This is a genomic window from Bacillus sp. EB106-06-01-XG163 (assembly GCF_058791615.1).
In genome coordinates this window covers 1-18,213 of the sequence record NZ_JBYTDS010000011.1, presented here as the reverse complement: position 1 = coordinate 18,213, position 18,213 = coordinate 1, and the positions used below count along the sequence as shown (strand labels likewise).

Annotated in this window: 19 protein-coding genes; 3 read left to right on the top strand and 16 right to left on the bottom strand. The window is 49.0% G+C overall.

Annotation, left to right across the window (positions count from 1 at the left end; genetic code table 11):
- Positions 1-8: 8 nt before the first annotated feature.
- Positions 9-1,433: a capsular polysaccharide export protein, LipB/KpsS family gene (locus AC3WTF_RS13470; RefSeq protein WP_047936285.1), complete on the bottom strand. Its 1,425-nt coding sequence runs from the start codon at positions 1,431-1,433 to the stop codon at positions 9-11.
- A gap of 4 nt (positions 1,434-1,437) precedes the next feature.
- Positions 1,438-2,208, bottom strand: a complete 771-nt coding sequence (locus AC3WTF_RS13465) for a glycosyltransferase family 2 protein (protein ID WP_003150972.1) — start codon at positions 2,206-2,208, stop codon at positions 1,438-1,440.
- Positions 2,209-2,488: 280 nt separating this feature from the next.
- Here AC3WTF_RS13465 and gerQ point away from each other — a divergent pair, with 280 nt between their 5' ends.
- Positions 2,489-3,040 (top strand): spore coat protein GerQ, encoded by a 552-nt coding sequence (gene gerQ / locus AC3WTF_RS13460; protein ID WP_007407693.1) that lies wholly within the window; start codon positions 2,489-2,491, stop codon positions 3,038-3,040.
- A 46-nt stretch (positions 3,041-3,086) separates the two neighbouring features.
- On the opposite strand, the gene AC3WTF_RS13455 is transcribed toward gerQ, so the two are convergent.
- The 8 genes from AC3WTF_RS13455 to AC3WTF_RS13420 form a co-directional block, all read right to left on the bottom strand.
- Positions 3,087-3,458 carry a DUF423 domain-containing protein gene (locus AC3WTF_RS13455; RefSeq protein ID WP_003150969.1) on the bottom strand — a complete coding sequence of 124 codons (372 nt, stop codon included), beginning with the start codon at positions 3,456-3,458 and terminating at the stop codon, positions 3,087-3,089.
- A gap of 63 nt (positions 3,459-3,521) precedes the next feature.
- Positions 3,522-4,841: a purine/pyrimidine permease gene (locus AC3WTF_RS13450; RefSeq protein WP_007407695.1), complete on the bottom strand. Its 1,320-nt coding sequence runs from the start codon at positions 4,839-4,841 to the stop codon at positions 3,522-3,524.
- An 18-nt stretch (positions 4,842-4,859) separates the two neighbouring features.
- A complete protein-coding gene (locus tag AC3WTF_RS13445; protein WP_492314277.1) occupies positions 4,860-5,282 on the bottom strand; it encodes a YwdI family protein in 423 nt (140 codons plus the stop codon).
- A 60-nt stretch (positions 5,283-5,342) separates the two neighbouring features.
- Positions 5,343-6,026: a uracil-DNA glycosylase gene (locus tag AC3WTF_RS13440; RefSeq protein ID WP_012118732.1), complete on the bottom strand. Its 684-nt coding sequence runs from the start codon at positions 6,024-6,026 to the stop codon at positions 5,343-5,345.
- A 14-nt stretch (positions 6,027-6,040) separates the two neighbouring features.
- Positions 6,041-6,847, bottom strand: coding sequence for a glycosyltransferase family 2 protein (locus AC3WTF_RS13435; RefSeq protein WP_020958001.1), 807 nt, complete (start codon positions 6,845-6,847; stop codon positions 6,041-6,043).
- A gap of 84 nt (positions 6,848-6,931) precedes the next feature.
- A complete protein-coding gene (locus AC3WTF_RS13430; protein ID WP_007407699.1) occupies positions 6,932-7,459 on the bottom strand; it encodes a hypothetical protein in 528 nt (175 codons plus the stop codon).
- Positions 7,460-7,503: 44 nt separating this feature from the next.
- Positions 7,504-8,139, bottom strand: coding sequence for a permease prefix domain 1-containing protein (locus tag AC3WTF_RS13425; protein WP_007407700.1), 636 nt, complete (start codon positions 8,137-8,139; stop codon positions 7,504-7,506).
- Positions 8,132-8,470 (bottom strand): PadR family transcriptional regulator, encoded by a 339-nt coding sequence (locus AC3WTF_RS13420; RefSeq protein ID WP_003150960.1) that lies wholly within the window; start codon positions 8,468-8,470, stop codon positions 8,132-8,134. The genes AC3WTF_RS13425 and AC3WTF_RS13420 overlap by 8 nt, the downstream gene beginning before the upstream one ends.
- 149 nt (positions 8,471-8,619) lie before the next feature.
- Here AC3WTF_RS13420 and AC3WTF_RS13415 point away from each other — a divergent pair, with 149 nt between their 5' ends.
- Positions 8,620-9,432 carry a bifunctional hydroxymethylpyrimidine kinase/phosphomethylpyrimidine kinase gene (locus AC3WTF_RS13415; protein ID WP_007407701.1) on the top strand — a complete coding sequence of 271 codons (813 nt, stop codon included), beginning with the start codon at positions 8,620-8,622 and terminating at the stop codon, positions 9,430-9,432.
- Positions 9,433-9,463: 31 nt separating this feature from the next.
- Here the strand turns inward: AC3WTF_RS13415 and AC3WTF_RS13410 are convergent, their stop codons facing one another.
- The 5 genes from AC3WTF_RS13410 to AC3WTF_RS13390 all read right to left on the bottom strand — a co-directional run bounded on the left by AC3WTF_RS13410 (position 9,464) and on the right by AC3WTF_RS13390 (position 14,009).
- The gene (locus AC3WTF_RS13410; RefSeq protein WP_042635591.1) at positions 9,464-9,739 is read right to left on the bottom strand and encodes a hypothetical protein; all 276 of its coding nucleotides are present in this window, start codon (positions 9,737-9,739) and stop codon (positions 9,464-9,466) included.
- 63 nt (positions 9,740-9,802) lie between these two features.
- The gene (locus AC3WTF_RS13405; protein ID WP_032868199.1) at positions 9,803-11,242 is read right to left on the bottom strand and encodes a sucrose-6-phosphate hydrolase; all 1,440 of its coding nucleotides are present in this window, start codon (positions 11,240-11,242) and stop codon (positions 9,803-9,805) included.
- Positions 11,239-12,621, bottom strand: a complete 1,383-nt coding sequence (locus AC3WTF_RS13400; protein WP_020958006.1) for a sucrose-specific PTS transporter subunit IIBC — start codon at positions 12,619-12,621, stop codon at positions 11,239-11,241. Before AC3WTF_RS13400 ends, AC3WTF_RS13405 begins: the two co-directional genes overlap by 4 nt.
- A 219-nt stretch (positions 12,622-12,840) precedes the next feature.
- Complete coding sequence (locus tag AC3WTF_RS13395; RefSeq protein ID WP_007407705.1) at positions 12,841-13,671, bottom strand: PRD domain-containing protein; 831 nt, start codon at positions 13,669-13,671, stop codon at positions 12,841-12,843.
- 23 nt (positions 13,672-13,694) lie between these two features.
- Complete coding sequence (locus tag AC3WTF_RS13390) at positions 13,695-14,009, bottom strand: hypothetical protein (protein ID WP_003150952.1); 315 nt, start codon at positions 14,007-14,009, stop codon at positions 13,695-13,697.
- A 525-nt stretch (positions 14,010-14,534) separates the two neighbouring features.
- On the opposite strand from AC3WTF_RS13390, the gene AC3WTF_RS13385 reads away from it, so the two are divergent.
- Positions 14,535-16,946: a S8 family peptidase gene (locus AC3WTF_RS13385; protein ID WP_434787594.1), complete on the top strand. Its 2,412-nt coding sequence runs from the start codon at positions 14,535-14,537 to the stop codon at positions 16,944-16,946.
- 41 nt (positions 16,947-16,987) lie between these two features.
- Here AC3WTF_RS13385 and AC3WTF_RS13380 read toward each other — a convergent pair whose 3' ends face one another.
- A complete protein-coding gene (locus tag AC3WTF_RS13380; protein ID WP_038464400.1) occupies positions 16,988-17,989 on the bottom strand; it encodes an LLM class flavin-dependent oxidoreductase in 1,002 nt (333 codons plus the stop codon).
- Between the last annotated feature and the right edge of the window lie 224 nt (positions 17,990-18,213).

Here is an 18,213-nt window from a genome sequence, read left to right as displayed (position 1 = left end):
TATCTTTTTTATGAAGGGTCAACCCGTCTGAAGCTGACTCCGGTTTTTTCCTGAAGCACTTGGCATAAAGCGGCAAGCGAATCCTGAACCGGGTAGTTCGCGGCGACAAAAGCACGGCGCGCCTGTTCCGCTTTTTGATATTCTGCGGGGCTTTCGCATATCCGGATTAATTCCTGAGCGAGTGCCTGCGGGTCCTCAAAAACAAATTCTCCAAGTGAATGATAATAAGGGTATCGGCGGGTTCCCGCTGATTTTCCGATCAGCACGGGCTTTTGAAACAGCATCGCTTCAAGACCGACCGTTGATGTCTGTGTCACCGCAGCGTCAACATACGGGAGAATATCATACAGCTCCATCTCTTTTTTGATGATTTTGCCTGCTTTATATTTCCGCAGCACCTGATTGTAAGCATCCAGCTTGTTTTTGCCAATTTCCCACGGATGCGGTTTAATAATGAGCTGCATGTTCTTTTGCCCGGCAAGCTCTTCAAGCACGCCCGTATAAAATTCATCAGAAAACGGCTGCGTGGCGATCAGCACCGTCCGCTGTGACGGGAGAAAAGAAAGTTTGCGGTAAAACGTGTCCTGATCTATCGGCTCTCTTGAGAAAATCTCGTCGAAACGGGGATGCCCCGTGATGATGATTTGTTCATCCCTGCAGCCTTTTGCTTTATACCACTCCGCTTCATAAGCCCCGAATACGGCCTGATAGTCCGTAAATACGGGCAGAAACGCTTCATCTCCCATGAGCGCTCCGTGCTGCAGACAGATGCTGACGGCGTTTTTTTTCGCGGACATCAGCGCCAGCACACGGCTGTAAATATCCTCCGTCGTGCCGACTACAACGGCGGAAATCTTTTCGGCCGTAAACAAAATATCAATGGCGTCAATCGCTTCAATAAATAACGGGATGTCTTTATACAAACGTTCCTGAAATTCTCTGTTTCCGAAAGCGGGATGGCTGTGAAGCTCTTTCAAAATGGAATGGGCTTTTTCAATATAAGGGACGGGGTTCCCTTTTTGCCCCATTCCCGTCAGCTCCAATTTGCAGATAACGGGCAGCCCGTAATGGTCAGGCAGACTCCATCTGGCCAGTACCGCTGTTTTTGCCGGATCAAACTGCCGGTAGTTTCCCTCGGTGAACCGAAGATGATCGAAATGCAGAATGACCTTTCCGTTTACCGGTTTCTCATCTGTTTTCTTAATGTTTTGCCTTTTTTGATCATAATATGGCTGTATACCGGCTTCAGGAATATGCTGATCAGCCGGACCGAAAAGCTCTGGGTTCTGCTCCATGCTCTCCCGAAGCGCCGGACTGATATATTGATAAAAATTACTGATTAATGCGAGCGGGATGTCTTTGTAGCGAAGTGACTGAAAAAGGTCAATATACTGCCGGTACAGCACCCAATAGTTCGCTAAGTATGCCGACAAGCCCTCACCCCTTTCCAAGCTTTTTTAATGATTCCCTCAGCTCCCGGCACGTGGTCTGCTGCGGAAGGCTGTTCACAAACTCGTTTTTCTCCGCCGCGAAAAGCTGATAATGGATGGATTGATCGGTAATATAATTGATATCAAGCTCCTCAGAAATCGGGTAAAACGGATAAAAATGATTCACTCTCCAGAAGAAACGGGCGTCACCGATCCGGTAAAACGCCGGGCTTTCATCCCAATAGGAACCGAATGCCGATTTGACCTGTTCCAGCACGGAAAACCGGTGCATGACCGAACAATGGTCAATGGCGCACGGCGCGTTCCACACGATCCGTTCGGCGGGCCTGGCCGTCTCCTTCACCGTCTCTTTCCGCTGATTCAGATGATAGGTTTTGGAACTTGAATACACGACGGCTTTTTCCGGGTCTTCATCAAGCTCTTTCACCATTTTCTCAAGCCGTTCCGGCACATACGTGTTGTCGTCGGTCGCATACGTCACGTACTCGCCCTCCGCCATTTCTATTGCCTGATTAATCAAGGCGGCGTAGCGTGTTTTTTCCGTTCTTTCTTTGACGCCCGATACATCGCTTTGATAAAACCGGACGCGGTCATCCGTGAGAAAAGGACGTATTTCCGCCAATGTCGCTTCATTTGAGTTGTCATCCATAATGAACAGCTCAAAGTCCGTAAACGTCTGAGACAGAATACTTTTAATAGAGCGGGCCACATAGTCACTTTTGTTATAGCTCGTCATGATCACTGACACTTTAGGCAACTCGTCACCCCCTTTTCGCACCTGAAACTACCGCTATCATATGTTCCTTATGCGGAAGATGCGCTAGGAATACAGACTATTATGTGAAAAGTCAGCATTGCGCGCACAAAAAAAGCCGGCTCTGATGTCCGGACTCATTGGAGCGTATTTTCTTTTTCCGCATAAATCTTTCTTTGGGCTCATATGGTGGAATAGATAAAAACAGCAGCCGCTCTGTCGGCTGTCTGATACTTGTCAGGAGGTTTCAGCATCAAGAGGTTTTCATCAAAGGAGGAACAATATGAAACCGAAAAAGAATCAATATCAGCAAATGCAGGGGATGGGGATGGGAATGGGAATGGATATGCAAGGATACCAGCCGCAGCTCGGGCCTAATCCTTATCCGCAGCCTCAGGGCCAAGGATCACAAATGATGCCGATGCAGCAGCAAATGACAATGCCGATGCAGCAAGGCCAGCAGAGCTTCGGCGGGGGGTTCCCCGGCCAGCCGCAGCAGCAGGGCGGCGGCAGCTTTCAGATTCCGTCAGGTCCATCATCGTCACAAAACGTTCCCGGCATGCTGCCGATTGAAGAGTCATACATTGAAAATATTCTGCGGTTGAACCGGGGCAAAACAGCGACGATTTATATGACATTTGAAAACAGCAAAGAATGGAATTCAAAGATTTTCCGCGGTGTGATTCAGGCGGCGGGACGTGACCATATCATCATCAGCGATCCGAAAACGGGCACCCGCTATCTGCTTCTGACCATTTACCTTGATTACATCACGTTTGATGAGGAAATCGCTTATACTTATCCGTACTCCATGTCTTCTTATTCTCCGAGATAAATCAAAAAGCCAATCGCTCACTTGACAGAGGATTGGCTTTTTTTCTTTATAAATATTTGACGGCCGCGACGATAATCATAATCCAAGAGATGATAAACGCCACGCCGCCGAGCGGTGTAATCGCGCCGAGAATGGAAATCTGCGTCACGCTCAATACGTACAGGCTTCCTGAAAACAGAACGATGCCCGCAAACATCAGCCAGCCCGCAACAGAAACACTGCCTGCGCCAGAAAGCTTTTCGGCCAAAAACGCGACAGCCAGAAGACCGAGCGCGTGATACATATGATATTGCACGCCTGTGTGCCACACCTGCAAATATTTATCGGGGATTTTCCCTTCAAGCCCATGCGCGCCGAAAGCGCCCAGCGCCACGGCCAATAAAGCGTTAATCGCACCAAGAATAATAAACACTTTCATCTATTTTTCTCCCGCCTTTTCGTTAAAGTTTCCAATTCAATCATAACCCAACATCGGCAAAATTCAACGTCCGCCGTCCGATGACACGAGATTGTCGGATTTTTTCTTTTTGATAAGCTGGATTCGGTCAATCGCTATCGCCAGCAGCGTCCCGAGCACAAGACCGTTGCTTAAGAGCGAAATCAGGATCGGATGCATCCCCGATAACGCGCTCTCCGGCACAAACATTACGCCGACCCCCGTCAGGAGCGCCAGACCGATAATGGAGCGGATTCGTTTTTGCTCCGCTTTCTCATAAGAGTCAAACTCCGTAAAGGCGAGACCGGCCATCGTGGAGAAAACGACGAAGTTTACCGCAAAGCCGACCGGTGAGGGCAGACTCGCAAACGCATTCATAAATAGCGGGATCATACTGATGATCACGACAAATACACTTCCCAAAAGAAACGGCTTTTTCGAAGGAAGCTTCGTCGTCTCAATAAAACCGGCCGCCCCTGAAATCGGCACAGGCGCAATGCCCCCTGACAGTCCGCTCAAAAGGTGGCTGATCGAAGCCGCAAACCCAGCCGGACGCTCACGCCGTTTCCCGACGGTGCCGCCGAATTTTTTCACCGCCGCTTCTACAACCCGGATGCTCGCGAGCATGTTGACAATCAAAAGCACGGTAATGAAGAGTGATGTAATAATCAGGCCGCTGTCAAACACGGGTTTTCCAAACGGAAAAAGAGCCGGCAGCTGAATCACGCGGTCCGGTATTTGAATCGGTTTGGCAGCGCCAAAGACGGCGAATAAGATCCATCCGCCGGCAAGCGAAAGGAGAATCGCATACTGTCTTAAGAACGTAACATTCGATCGGGACATGATGAACATCGCCGCCGTCACAACCATGGCGAGCCCGAATACAAGGCCGTCGACGCTGTTTTTTAAATAGCCGATGCCCAAAAGGCCTTTCACAATCGGCTGACTCAGCTGCATGACCAACAGCAGCAGATACACACCGGTCACAACCGGCGTAAACAGCACGGCCAGCCGTTCAATCACTTTAAAAAGGCTGAACAAAAAGAAAAAGACAGCGCTTAATAACAGCGCCCCCTGCAGCGCCCGCAGCGTCTCGCCGAATGTCGCAAACACCGTGCCAGTCAGTCCGCCGTAAATCGTGTATACGCCCCACCATAAGCCTGCCGGGCTTTCATTAATCGGCAGACGATGTCCCTGGAGACATTGGATGACCGCGGCGACGCCAAGCACAAAAAATGTGCTCTGAATCAATGCGGCAGAATCGGCATGGTTCAAGTGAAATGATTGTGCGATGGCGACAGGAACTACAATCGCAGCCGCAATCATAAATGCCGTCCATTGCAAACCCCCGAGTATCAGTTTCAAGTCAATCAACCTCTCCTGTTAAAAATCGAAAATGGAATCCCCGTTTCCGTCTTCCTCACGTTCGTCTTTCGCTTTTTTCTGATATTGGTTCAGCCCGGCGCTGCCCATCATTTTTTCAAGCAGCAGCGGGTCTGTCGAAGGAGACGCGGAAGGTTTCGGCGCCGCTTTCGGAATCGGATTCTGCACAGGCGCCGGAGCGGTGTGCGTCTGAGTGCCGAGCACGACATCACACAGAGAGCGGATGGCGGCCGCGTGCATTTTGACCTCCTCGGTGTGGGTCGCCGTTTTCGCCTGCCTCAGTTCTTCTTCCATCTTCTGAATCAAAGCAGAGATATGTATGTTCATGAGTAAATCCTCCAGCAGTAATTTGTCTTCTTCCTGCATTTTATCAAATTTCTGAGCGAATCGCAGAATTGAGTTTGTTATTTTTTCTGACGGCATACCGCCCTGAACGCCAAAAAAGGCGCTTTCCGCCGGGCGGAAGCGCCTCAAAAAAACCGTTTATTGCGGCAGGTCGGGGATGCACCAATCGATCGGCTGCTCCCCCATTTTTTCAAGGGCGGCGTTTGTACGGGAAAACGGTCTGCTCCCGAAAAAACCGTTCCTTGCCGAAAACGGGCTCGGATGAGTCGATTCAATAATAATGTGTTTCGATGTGTCAATGCGCTCTTTTTTCATCTGCGCGTGACGCCCCCATAGGATAAAGACAATCGGCTTCTCTCTTTCATTCACCACATCAATGATGCGGTCAGTGAGCCGCTCCCATCCCTTGCCTTTGTGGGAATTGGCCTGACCGCGGCGAACCGTAAGCACTGTGTTTAACAAAAGCACTCCCTGCTTCGCCCAGCTGACGAGCGATCCGTGGTTCGGTACGGAGCAGCCGATATCGTCCTGAAGCTCTATGAAAATATTTTTCAAAGACGGCGGCTGCCTGACCCCGGGCTGAACGGAAAAACTAAGCCCGTGCGCCTGTCCTGGCCCGTGATACGGGTCCTGTCCGAGAATGACCGCTTTTACATCCTCATAGGGCGTATAATGCAAGGCGTTAAAAATATCATGGCTGTCAGGATAAATCGTTTGGCTGCTGTATTCTTGTTTCAGCATCTCTCTCAGCTCTTGATAATACGGTTTGTCAAATTCATCTTTCAGCTGATTCCACCAGCTGTCCTTTAAAAGCTGTTTCAAACTGTCCGTCCCCCTTATGAACTGTGCAGTCTTGAATGGACGGGCTTTCCGTCCCACACAATGTCAGTCGGCGCCTCCCGCCTCTTCATGTCCGGCTCTTCAAGAAGAACCGCGAAGTTTTTCGTCGGGAGCTCCCCAAGCCCGTGCTTTTCGCTTAACCGGTCTAAGTACCGCTTCCGTTTGCCGCCGAGATCCGCGGACTGATTGCCGCCTCCCTCAAAAAACGCATATATGACGCTCGCGCAAGGAACACGCTTCACACGGTGCTGTTTCGCGGCGCGCAAATAAAAGTCCCAGTCCCAATAATTATGGACATCCGGATCAAAATACCCTAACGTGTCATGCAGAGAACGTCTGTACATGCTGCCTGACGGAACGTACGTGGAAAATACCCGCATATCCGCATAATCCGCCGTATAGGCGAAAGGCTTTCGTGACACCGGGTATCTCGTGCCGCCCCGTTCTTCAAATGACACAATTTCCGCGTCAGAATGGACAAAATCCGCATCAGCAAGTGCAGCCGCCATTCTTTCCAAATGGCCCGGCGTAATGAAATCATCATCATCGCACAGCATGATGCAATCACCCGACGCTTTTTTCACACCTGCGTTCCGCGCTTCCACATGTCCGACATTCTGTTCTAAATCAATAATCTGAATCGGCAGATCGCTGTACAGCTGCTTCGCTTGTTCGACCGATTCCCCGGCATCATTTACAATGATCACTTCATAAGGCTTTATGGTCTGCATGGAAATCGACTCCAGCAGCTCACACAAAGCCGGAATCCGATTATACGTGACTATGACAATTGATATATTCATGATCCGCTCCTTCTGCTTTTTCTCATGTTCTATTAAAACATAAAGCGGCGAAGAGATCAGGGGGGATTTTTGATTTCGGCCCATTCAGAAACAAATCCAGGTCATGCCCGCCAGCAAAACGAGAATGATCAGAAGGTCTCCCCAAACAGTGCATACCGCCTTGGCATTAAGTCTGCCCGCCTCCATGGCGTTCCAAAGTTTTGATTGATAAACAGGCACCAACACCATCGCATAGCTTGTGCACAAGCAGACAAAAGCCGGCGGGACAAGCGCACATCCATCCTCATGCCAATCATGAATCAGTTCCGGTATACTCACCCCGCTGTCAATGTACAAGTATAATATACCCGCCAGCGGAATGAGCGAACTGATCTGCAGCTCGAAAAGTTTCACCTTCCACTCACGCGCAAACGAAACGGCCCAAATCCATCCCAGCGCATAAAATAATAGAAGAAGCAAAATACTGAAAACAACAAAAACAGCGTCTTGCATCCCATTCAGAACCATAATAAAAAGACTCACAACGGGCAATGCAAGAACCAAGCTGCAGACGGTAAATACGGTTACGGCTATTTGGGCGCACGCGCCGTACATCCACGAACCTAATCTCATTTTAACACCCCTATATAGATTCCCTATGTATATAGTGAAAAAGATCAGGCAAGTCTCTGCCTGCCTGCGTAAAAACCTATTTTTCCGCAAAACGGAAAACATACCGTCACAACGGCGCATACTGCCGCAAAACTCGGTGTGACCGCCGAAGGAAACAGCCCAGCCGGAACCAGGTTGAACAAAAAGACAAACATAAAACATAGATTCGGCACCATTGAAGCCCATACCGTCCGCTCAGCAAGCTTTTTTCCGCCAGCCCCGAACTCTTTGCCAGCTTGATAGCCGATTTGGAACCAATACAGCACATAACCGATCATAATCAGCCATACTGACACGGAAATCCCTTTCCACAGCGCGTCAACAGCGGGATGAATCCTCCACGCGTGCATCATCGTAATCATCGCCCCCATCACAAAAAGACCGCAGTTGCAGAACAGATAAAAGAGCATAAAAGTCCGCGCGGGCATCGCCGAAGCTTTTTGAAAAGCAGAGATAATCTCAGACGGAGTCCCCACTTCCCGCAGAATAAGCGCCATCGCTTCGCTTTCGGTTTTGCCTTTTTCCAGATGATCACAAATGGCATGATGAATATGGCTTTCGATTTCTTTTAATAATTCACGGCTTCCGGCCTTGCCTTCCAGCCCTTTTCTGATTTCCTGCACATAAAGGTCCTTATCCATTCTGCCCGCCCCGCTTCAGCATCCGGTCCATCAGAGCAGAGAACAGATTCCATTCCTTCGTCCGTTCGGCTAGAATGTTTTTTCCTTCATCGGTGATCCGGTAATATTTTCGGTCCGGCCCTTTGGTCTGCTTTTCCCAGTAAGAAGAAATATAGCTTTGGCGTTCAAGCTTATGAAGCGATGGGTACAGCGTGCCTTCCTTCATTTGCAGTTCATTCCCGCTTCTTTTCTCCATTTCTTTCACAAGTTCATACCCGTACATGGGCCGTTCATTCAGCAGCGTCAGCACCAGAATGACCGTGCTTCCCTTTACAAGCTCCCTGTTGAGCATTTATTTTCTCACCCTTACCTAGTAATCTTATGTAGGTATTGTACGCACATCCCCCGTGGCTGTCAAATCATTCCTCCAAGCCTTCCGTATTGTGATCGAAAGAAAATCTAACTATAATGAGATATAAAACACTGATGGAGGCCATTGATATGTCAATGCACAAAGCACTTACTATTGCCGGTTCTGATTCCAGCGGCGGCGCGGGAATTCAGGCCGATTTAAAAACATTTCAAGAAAAAAACGTATACGGAATGACGGCTTTGACCGTGATCGTAGCGATGGACCCGGAGAACAGCTGGGATCATCAAGTATTTCCGATCGATGCCGATACGATTCGCGCACAGCTGGCGACGATTGTTGACGGAATCGGCGTAGACGCCATGAAAACGGGAATGCTCCCTACCGTGGAGATCATAGAGCTTGCGGCGAAAACGATTAAAGAAAAACAGCTGAAGAATGTCGTTATCGATCCTGTCATGGTCTGCAAAGGAGCGAACGAAGTGCTGTATCCGGAGCATGCCGAAGCGCTTCGCACCCAATTGGCGCCTCTGGCAACCGTCATCACGCCAAACCTGTTTGAAGCAAGCCAGCTGAGCGGTATGGATGAATTAAAAACGGTGGAAGACATGAAAGAAGCGGCCAAGAAAATTCACGAACTCGGCGCGAAATATGTATTGATTACAGGCGGAGGCAAATTGAAACATGAAAAAGCGATCGACGTGCTGTATGACGGAGAAACCGCGGAAGTATTAGAAAGCGAAATGATTGATACACCTTACACGCACGGAGCCGGATGCACATTCTCCGCCGCCGTGACGGCAGAACTGGCCAAAGGCTCTGAAGTGAAGGAAGCCATCTATGCGGCAAAAGAATTTATCACCGCGGCAATCAAAGAATCCTTCCCGCTGAACCAATACATCGGACCGACTAAACATTCGGCGATGCGTCTTAGCGGAAAATAAAATAAATATCCCCCTCATTACCCGAGGGGGATTATTTCATTTTTTTCGCGGATGACCGCAAAAACATCTCAATAGACTGCACAAACAGCGCATATTCCTTCATCTGTTCATATGTATGCATCAGCCGATCACTCCATTCATTGTGCGGCTCAGCTCTCTTGAGCATGCGATTCAGCTGAAGCAATACTTCTTTATATTCTTCCCGCTTATCTTCCACTTGCTCTGCGGCTTTGACAAGTAAACATTTCGGCGTCATCTTCTGATTTTTCAAAACTGAGAAAACAACTCCTTTTATTCCTGGAATCATAGGCTTTCGTTTGAAGAATAGCACAGATGGCATAGGTTTCACATAAGAAAAAAGAACGATTTTCTACAAAAGTGTCCAAATTGAGCCATTTATTTCCGTTTTTCCTGCCGAAGTGACGGTTACGTCATCATTTCCCGGGAAAGGAAAATATCTGGCGCTGAATACCTCTTCTCCATCATTCAAAAACAATTCAATCGAGGATGCATCCAGAAAGAGCTGCACGGAATGCACCTCGCTGATGGAGCAGCTTCTCTTTTCTTTTTCTTCTCCGCTGAAAGCGGTGCGCTCCAGCACAGCCAGCCCCTCTTCCTGATGAAATATAAACCGGGCCGCGCCCCGAATTGAGATTTCAAAACCGGATTCGCAAGTGATGTCCTCCAGCAGCACTTCAGCCCGGGACGCATCTTTCACCGGGAGGCTTACAGACGAGCAATTCAATTGAAGACGGTGCTTTTGTTCATCCGTGCGGCGTGATTTCATTTCCGAAAGCGGGCGCTGTATGATTCTACCGTTGGACAGTGACAGCTGTCTCGGCATCGTTAAGCAGTGAATCCAGTGATACGCATGGGTCGGATGTTTGTCCTCATGCTGATCCGGAACGCCCATCCACGCGAACAGAATCCTCCGTCCCTTATCATCTTCCAGCGTCTGCGCCGCATAAAAATCAAATCCTCTGTCAAGCTCCGTAAATTCACCGTGCTTAAATTCTGGCGGCTCTGTATGCAGCCTGCCGAGGAAATAGCCCGCCTGGTGGCTGTTATGATATTTTATCCCGTCGGCTTCAAGCCCCTGCGGACATACGAGCAGCACGTCGGTTCCGTCAAGGGAAAACAAGTCGGGACATTCCCACATATAACCGAATGACCCGAGACCGCCGGAGTCCGCTCCCGCAATCGCACCGAGAAACGTCCAATCCGTCAAGTCCTCTGATGTGAACAACACAGCGCTTCCGGTGAGTTTTTCTGTCTGCGCGCCAAGCACCATGTAATACGCTCCGTCTTTCTTCCAAACCTTCGGATCACGGAAATGAGCGGTATAGCCTTCCGGGAGACGCGCGACAACTCCTTTTTTTTCAAATACGATCCCGTCTTCGGATACGGCGAGGCATTGATACGTTTCCCGATTGCCTTCTCCGTCACGGACATTGCCTGTGTACATCAGGCAGAGCCGCCCGTCTTTTTCGATGGCGCTTCCGGAATAGCAGCCGTTTTTGTCATACCACTCACCCGGCGCAAGCGCGATTTCTTCCTCTTTCCACTCAACGAAATCCTTCGTCGTCACATGCGCCCAAAATTTCGCGCCGTGCCCCGTATGAAATGGCTGCCATTGAAAAAACAAGTGATATACGCCGTTCCATTGGATCACGCCGTTCGGATCATTTAAAAGCCCGACCGGCGGCATAATATGATAGTTCTGGCGGTATGGATCTGACGCGGCTGTTTCTCCCCGCTTCTTTTTTGCTTCCTCAGCCTGCAGGCGCAGCTCTTGATCCGGTATCCTCATTTGACGGCCTCCTTTTCTTTAGCTCCCATAATGTAAGCGGCAATAAACGCCGAGACAGAGGCGATGCCCATTCCGATCAGATAGTTTATAAGATTTCCTAAACCGAGCGGAGCCGTGATGGCAATCATCGGAATTCCGGTCAGACCGTAGGCATTGGCGGCGACACCGGTCACCACGACATAGGCTCCGCCCAGCGCTCCGCCGATCATTCCCGCGATAAACGGCTTGCGGTATCTTAGGTTCACACCGAAAATGACTGGTTCGGTTACACCGAGAAAAGCAGAAAATGCGGCCGGCAGAGCGATTTCTTTCATTTTCGCTTTTTTCGTCAGGAAAAATACAGCCAGTCCCGCCGCGCCCTGAGCGACATTCGCCATCGACCAGATAGGAAGGATATAGTTTCTGCCCAAATCAGCGATGAGGCCGGCCTCAATCGCATGAAAGCTGTGATGCACACCGGTAAGCACAATAAGCGGATAAAGACCGCCGAAAAGCAGTCCGGCAACAATGCCCGCATGATCATACACATATGTCAGCGAGACGGTAATGCCTGATCCGATCGCCCTGCCAAGCGGACCGATTGCGATAAAGGTAATAAATCCTGTGACAATCACCGTGACAAACGGCGTGACCAATAAATCGAATGCGTGAGGCACAATTTTTCTCGTGCCCTTTTCCACTTTGCTCATAATGTAAACGGCTAACAGTACGGGGATGACCGTCCCTTGGTAGCCGAGCAGCGCAATGTCGAAGCCGAAGAGCTGCATAAAATCAGGCGATGCATCCGCAAGCCCCCACGGATTCAAAAGCGCCGGATGGATCATAATTCCCCCGAGCACGGCACCGAGATAGGCATTACCGCCAAATTCCTTCGCCGCGCTGAACCCGATGAATACGGGCAGGAAGATAAACGCCGCGCTTGAAAACATGTCTAAAAGCTTAAACAGCGATGATTGTTCAGACACCCAGTGAAAAGCCTTCATCATGCCAAGCAGCCCCATTAAAAGTCCGCTTGCCACGATAGCCGGAATGATGGGAACGAATATGTTAGACAGTGTCTTCGCAAATCTTGCGGCCGGATTCAGCTTTTTTTTCGCTGCGTCCTGATGTGTCTCACGATCTTCCCGCCCCAAATCGGCTTCTTTTGAAAAAGCGTCATACACTTTATTCACGAGACCGGTGCCGAATATAATCTGATATTGCCCCGAGCTGCTGAAAGCCCCTTTTACGCCTTCTATTTCTTCAATGCCGGCCTGGCTGATCTTCTGTTCATCTTGAATGACGAGCCTGAGCCGCGTCGCGCAATGTGTCGCGCTGATGACATTTGATTCCCCTCCGATATGTTTGATAAGCTGTTTTGCCGTTTCTTGATAATTCATGATGTATCCCCCTTTCTAAAATCAAAAAAGACCTAAAATTCGCCAACGAAAAAGGTCAGCATGATCCCTTTTTCATGTACGCAAATTTTAGGTCTTGCCTGCATTACCAGTCACAATCCCGCCGGATTCAGTTTTTTTAATGCGCTTTCATTCTATTTCATGATAGCGCTTTCGTCAATATGTTTTCAAAAAAAAAGTCTGTTTCTCGAAACAGACGCGTTATTCCGGGTTTTTTTGCAGACGCTGGACATGCAGCGTGATATAGCCGGCCTCGGATTCCGGCAGCTCCAAATCATATTCAGTTTTTAAAAACGCCGCCAGTTCAAGCGCACACCGATAAGCAAACGGATACTTTTTTTGGATGAAATAAAGCATCTCCTCGTCCATGGAATGGAGTGCTTCATTTGAGTCCAACCGGCTGACCGCATACCGTAAGTGCGTGACGAGGCGCTGATAGGAAATACTGTCTTCATCCACCTTCTGTTCGAAAAAGGATTCGATCTTTTCGATCATTTCTTTGATCATGGTTGTATGCTTCATCGCCGAATACATGCTTTTGGCATCCGCCTTGGCAGTGTGGATATGAAGCGCGATATACCCCGCCTCATCATCAGGCAATGATATACCGAGGGTTTGTTTCACGTGTTCAACCGCCCAGCGGCCGATCTCATATTCTTTTTTATAAAGCGCCTTAATTTCATGAAGCAATCGGTTATGCACCTGAAGGCCGTTTTGAATCCTTTCGATCGCAAAGGATAAATGGTCCGCCAGCGCAATGTGGATGTGATCGCTCAAAGGTGCCGCAAGCTCTCCCTCCGCATGGCTGATGATATCTTCAGCCGCCTCTATATGCTCTTCGGGAAGCGTTTCTAACACTTGTTTGAACTTTTCATTTTCGTCGTGCACGACAAATATTTTTTCAATTTTATGTTTTTGAATCACATCATTTTTTCTCTTTTGAAAAGCGATTCCGGGACCCATTACGATCTTTTCCCGTCCGTCTTCTTTTATTAACGCCGCATTGTTATTTAATACTTTGTCTATTCTCAAGAGGTTCGCTCCCGTTCATATGTTTAGTGGGATTGTACCCTCTTTTTCATATGATGTAAAGGTGCCGGACCCGCGCGCTCCCGTTTCGGCAATTCTTTGCGGACAGGCATCCATCGGTTTTTATCCAGCCTGCCGCGGGCCGATTTCGTTTCATCGGTCAAATCCGCCGATCGGACACGGCTCACAAACGAAAAAGCCCCAGCCGTCCGCTTCGCTTTCTTATGATAAGCCGCTTGGTTTCCGTACACGGCGGCTAATGGATATCTTCCGTTACCCGGCGCCATCCAGTTCATCAGAAAGACCATCCACACCCGTAAAGATACTAGCAAACGTTTCATTGCAAATCATCCCTCCGCTTCTTTTTGACAGACAGCTTGTTCGCAGGCCTGTTTTTCTCTCCGCTTTAACGGAAAAGGCGGCCGATCCTTCTCCGCTAAAAACTAGCGGGTCTAGCAACCCTATGACTCTATGATAGACGCGGCCGGGCGAATTGTTTGTCACAATATGAGTGAAAAAACAAACTAGTTTTCAGAAGTTTTGTTGAAAGCTGATGGAAATGACCTGAAAAATGGAAAAGCCGATAAAAAAAGTTATACACACCTTATCCCTTGGTTAAGCACAGCTTAAACACAGGGTATATCCACATATCCACAAACTCGATCTATATTTTGTATAGGAACACTCGTTCCCAACAATATATATACACAAATTTATTCAGTTATACACAGGATTCTGTGTATAACTCCCTCCTTATTCACAGACCAATTTCCATAAATGAGTCATATGACACAAGGATTATTTTGAATTTTCAAGAAATATATACTAGATTTCTAATTTAGATAAAGAAAAAGGGGGAAACACGATTGAAAAAAGGAATCATCCGTTATCTGCTTCCGGCTTTTGTCTTATCCTTTACCTTATCCACAAGTTCACAGGCTGCGCCGGCTTCAAAACCGCAAACTCCTGATCTTGAGAAGGCTGAGGTGTTCGGTGACATTGATATGACCACCGGCAAACAAACGACAGTCATCGTGGAGCTGAAGGAAAAGTCACTGGCGGAAGCAAAGGAACTCGGCAAAGCACAGACAAAAAGCAAGCTGAAAAGCGAACGCGCAAAAGTGAAAAAGAAAGCGCTCAAAACCATTAAACACGGAAAAATTAACAGGGAATATGAGCAAGTGTTTTCCGGCTTCTCCATGAAACTCCCGGCAAATGAAATCCCCAAACTGCTGAGTGATCAGGATGTCAAAGCGGTTTATCCGAATGTCACCTATCATACCGATCAGCTCAAAGATAAAGACATCACCCTATCTAAGGATGCCGTGTCTCCGCAGATGGATGACAGCGCGCCTTATATAGGGGCAAATGACGCGTGGAAGCTCGGCTATACGGGTAAAGGCGTCAAGGTTGCCATTATTGACACCGGTGTCGAATATAAACACCCTGACTTAAAGAAAAATTTCGGACAATATAAAGGATACGATTTTGTGGATAACGATTACGATCCTGAAGAAACGCCGTCCGGTGATCCGAGAGGCGCGTCGACTGACCACGGAACCCATGTCGCGGGCACGGTAGCGGCAAACGGAACGATCAAAGGCGTCGCCCCGGATGCTACACTCCTTGCCTACCGTGTGCTCGGTCCGGGCGGAAGCGGAACAACGGAGAACGTCATCGCCGGCATCGAACGCGCCGTACAGGACGGAGCGGATGTCATGAACCTTTCTCTCGGCAATTCTGTGAATAACCCAGACTGGGCGACAAGCACGGCGCTTGACTGGGCGATGTCAGAAGGCGTCACGGCCGTTACATCAAACGGAAACAGCGGGCCGAACAATTGGACCGTCGGCTCTCCGGGAACGTCCAGAGAAGCCATCTCCGTCGGAGCGACCCAGCTGCCGCTGAACGAGTACGCCGTGTCCTTCGGTTCCTATTCCTCAGCGAAAGTAATGGGCTACAACAAAGAAGATGACATAAAAGCACTGAATAAAAAAGAAACAGAGCTCATAGAGGCGGGTATCGGCGAGCAAAAGGATTTTGAAGGCAAAGATCTGAAGGGAAAAGTCGCTGTCGTCAAACGGGGCAGCATCGCCTTTGTGGATAAAGCAGACAACGCCAAAAAAGCGGGCGCGATCGGTATGGTTGTGTATAACAATGCCCCGGGAGAAATTGAAGCCAACGTACCGGGCATGTCCGTGCCGACGATTAAGCTTTCATCAGAAGACGGCGAAAAACTCGTCAGCCAATTAAAAGCGGGCGGCACAAAAGCGACATTCAATTTATCCGTGGCTAAATCGCTCACTGAACAAATGGCAGACTTTTCGTCACGCGGTCCGGTTATGGACACGTGGATGATTAAACCTGACGTCTCCGCTCCCGGCGTAAACATCGTCAGCACCATTCCGACCCATGATCCGGCCGACCCGTACGGCTACGGATCGAAGCAGGGAACGAGCATGGCTTCCCCGCATGTAGCCGGCGCAGCTGCCGTCATCAAGCAGGCCAAACCGAAATGGAGCCCGGAACAAATAAAAGCCGCTCTCATGAACACGGCGGAAACCTTAACGGACGCGGACGGTGACGTATACCCGCATAATGCGCAAGGTGCCGGAAGCATCAGAATCATGAAGGCGATCAAAGCAGACTCCCTTGTCGCCCCGGGAAGTTATTCTTACGGAACGTTTATGAAAGACAAAGGCAATGAAACGAAAAAAGAAACCTTTACGATTGAAAATCAATCGTCCATCAGAAAATCATATCAGCTCGAGTACTCTTTCAACGGCAGGGGCATTACCGTTTCGGGCACAGACCGGGTCGTGATCCCCGCTCATCAAACCGGAAAGGTCAATGCGAAAGTAAAGGTCAATGCCAAAAAAGTAAAGGCAGGCACCTATGAGGGAACCGTCACAGTGCGAGAAGGCGGAAAAACAGTTGCAAAAGTGCCGACGCTGCTGATTGTAAAAGAGCCGGACTATCCGCGCGTGACGTCAATCGACGTGCAGGACGGCACAACGCAGGGAACCTACCAAATTGAAACCTATCTTCCGGCGGGAGCCGAAGAGCTTGCCTTCCTTGTATATGACAGCAATCTTGACTTTGTCGGCCAAGCCGGCATCTACAAAAAGCAGGATAAAGGCTATCAATATTTCGACTGGAACGGCAAAGTCAATGGTGACACCGCACTGCCGGCAGGAGAATATTATATGCTGGCCTATGCCGCGAACAAAGGGAAATCAAGCCAGGTGCTGACTGAAAAACCTTTTATCATTGAATAACCGAACAACCCTGCTGGAGCATCAGCAGGGTTTCTTTCTGATCATTCGGCAAAAGCTTCTCGAAGCAGGCGGTATGACTGAAGTTTATCTTCAAAATGATGAGTAATGGTTACAGCCATCACTTCTTCCGTTCCGTATGCTTTACTGAGAGCCAGAATCTGTTCTTTCACTTGTTGCTTCGTTCCGATGATCATTCGATTCCGATTATCGGCAATTCGTCTTTGTTCATACGGTGTATACGTATTTCCGCGGACGGTTTCGTAAGACGGTACGCCGTGAAGCGGAATCCCCTGTTCACCCGCAAGCAGCGTATAATCCATGACGGCCGCGAGTTCCTCCGCTTTCTCCTCCGTGTCCGCGCACAGCACAAACACAGCCACGGCCGTTTTTGGTTCTTTTCCTAATGCGGAAGGTTTAAATCTGCGCTTATATTGTGCTGTCGTGCTTTCTCCGCCTTCTCCATTAATAAAATGGGCAAACATATAGCCTGCTCCCATTTCTGCGCTCAGAAGCGCGCTTTCCCCCGAAGAACCGAGAAGCCAGACTTCCGGCGCCGTCTTAATAAGGGGTGATGCGGTCAGATTCGGAAAACGGTGATTGTCATCAGCTGTATCATGCAAATACATCGCCAGCTCACGAAGCTGCTGCGGATATTGATCAGCATTACGCTTCCCGCCGTCATTCAGCGCCCATGATGCGATCGGCATTCCGCCCGGCGCTCTCCCTAATCCGAGATCGATTCTGCCCGGCGTCAACCCTTCAAGCACGCGGAAATTCTCCGCCACCTTATATGCGCTGTAATGCGGAAGCATGACACCGCCCGAGCCTACACGAATCTCATTCGTTTTCGCCGCAATATGGCTGATCAGCACTTCAGGGCTTGAACCCGCCAACCGCTCTGAAAAATGATGCTCTGACACCCAAAACCTCTTATATCCAAGCTTTTCCGCCTCCTGCGCCAGTCTTACTGTATCCCGCAGCGCGCTTTCCGCGGAACTCCCTTCTGATACAGGAGATTGATCTAATATGCTTAATGAAATCATCACTGTCACCTCATCAACATCGTACCACTGCTAAGCCGTTTTTTCTTTCTGTATGCTTATAAGCATCCCTGATGATAAACATTAATATACCTTGTTCCATTTTGTCGAAATATGTTACACGTGAAACATAAAAAAACCTCTCCCGGTGGGACTGACCCCATAAGATGAGACAAATAAAAACACCTTCAAGTTTGAATACGGATGATTGTTATCCGAAATTAGAC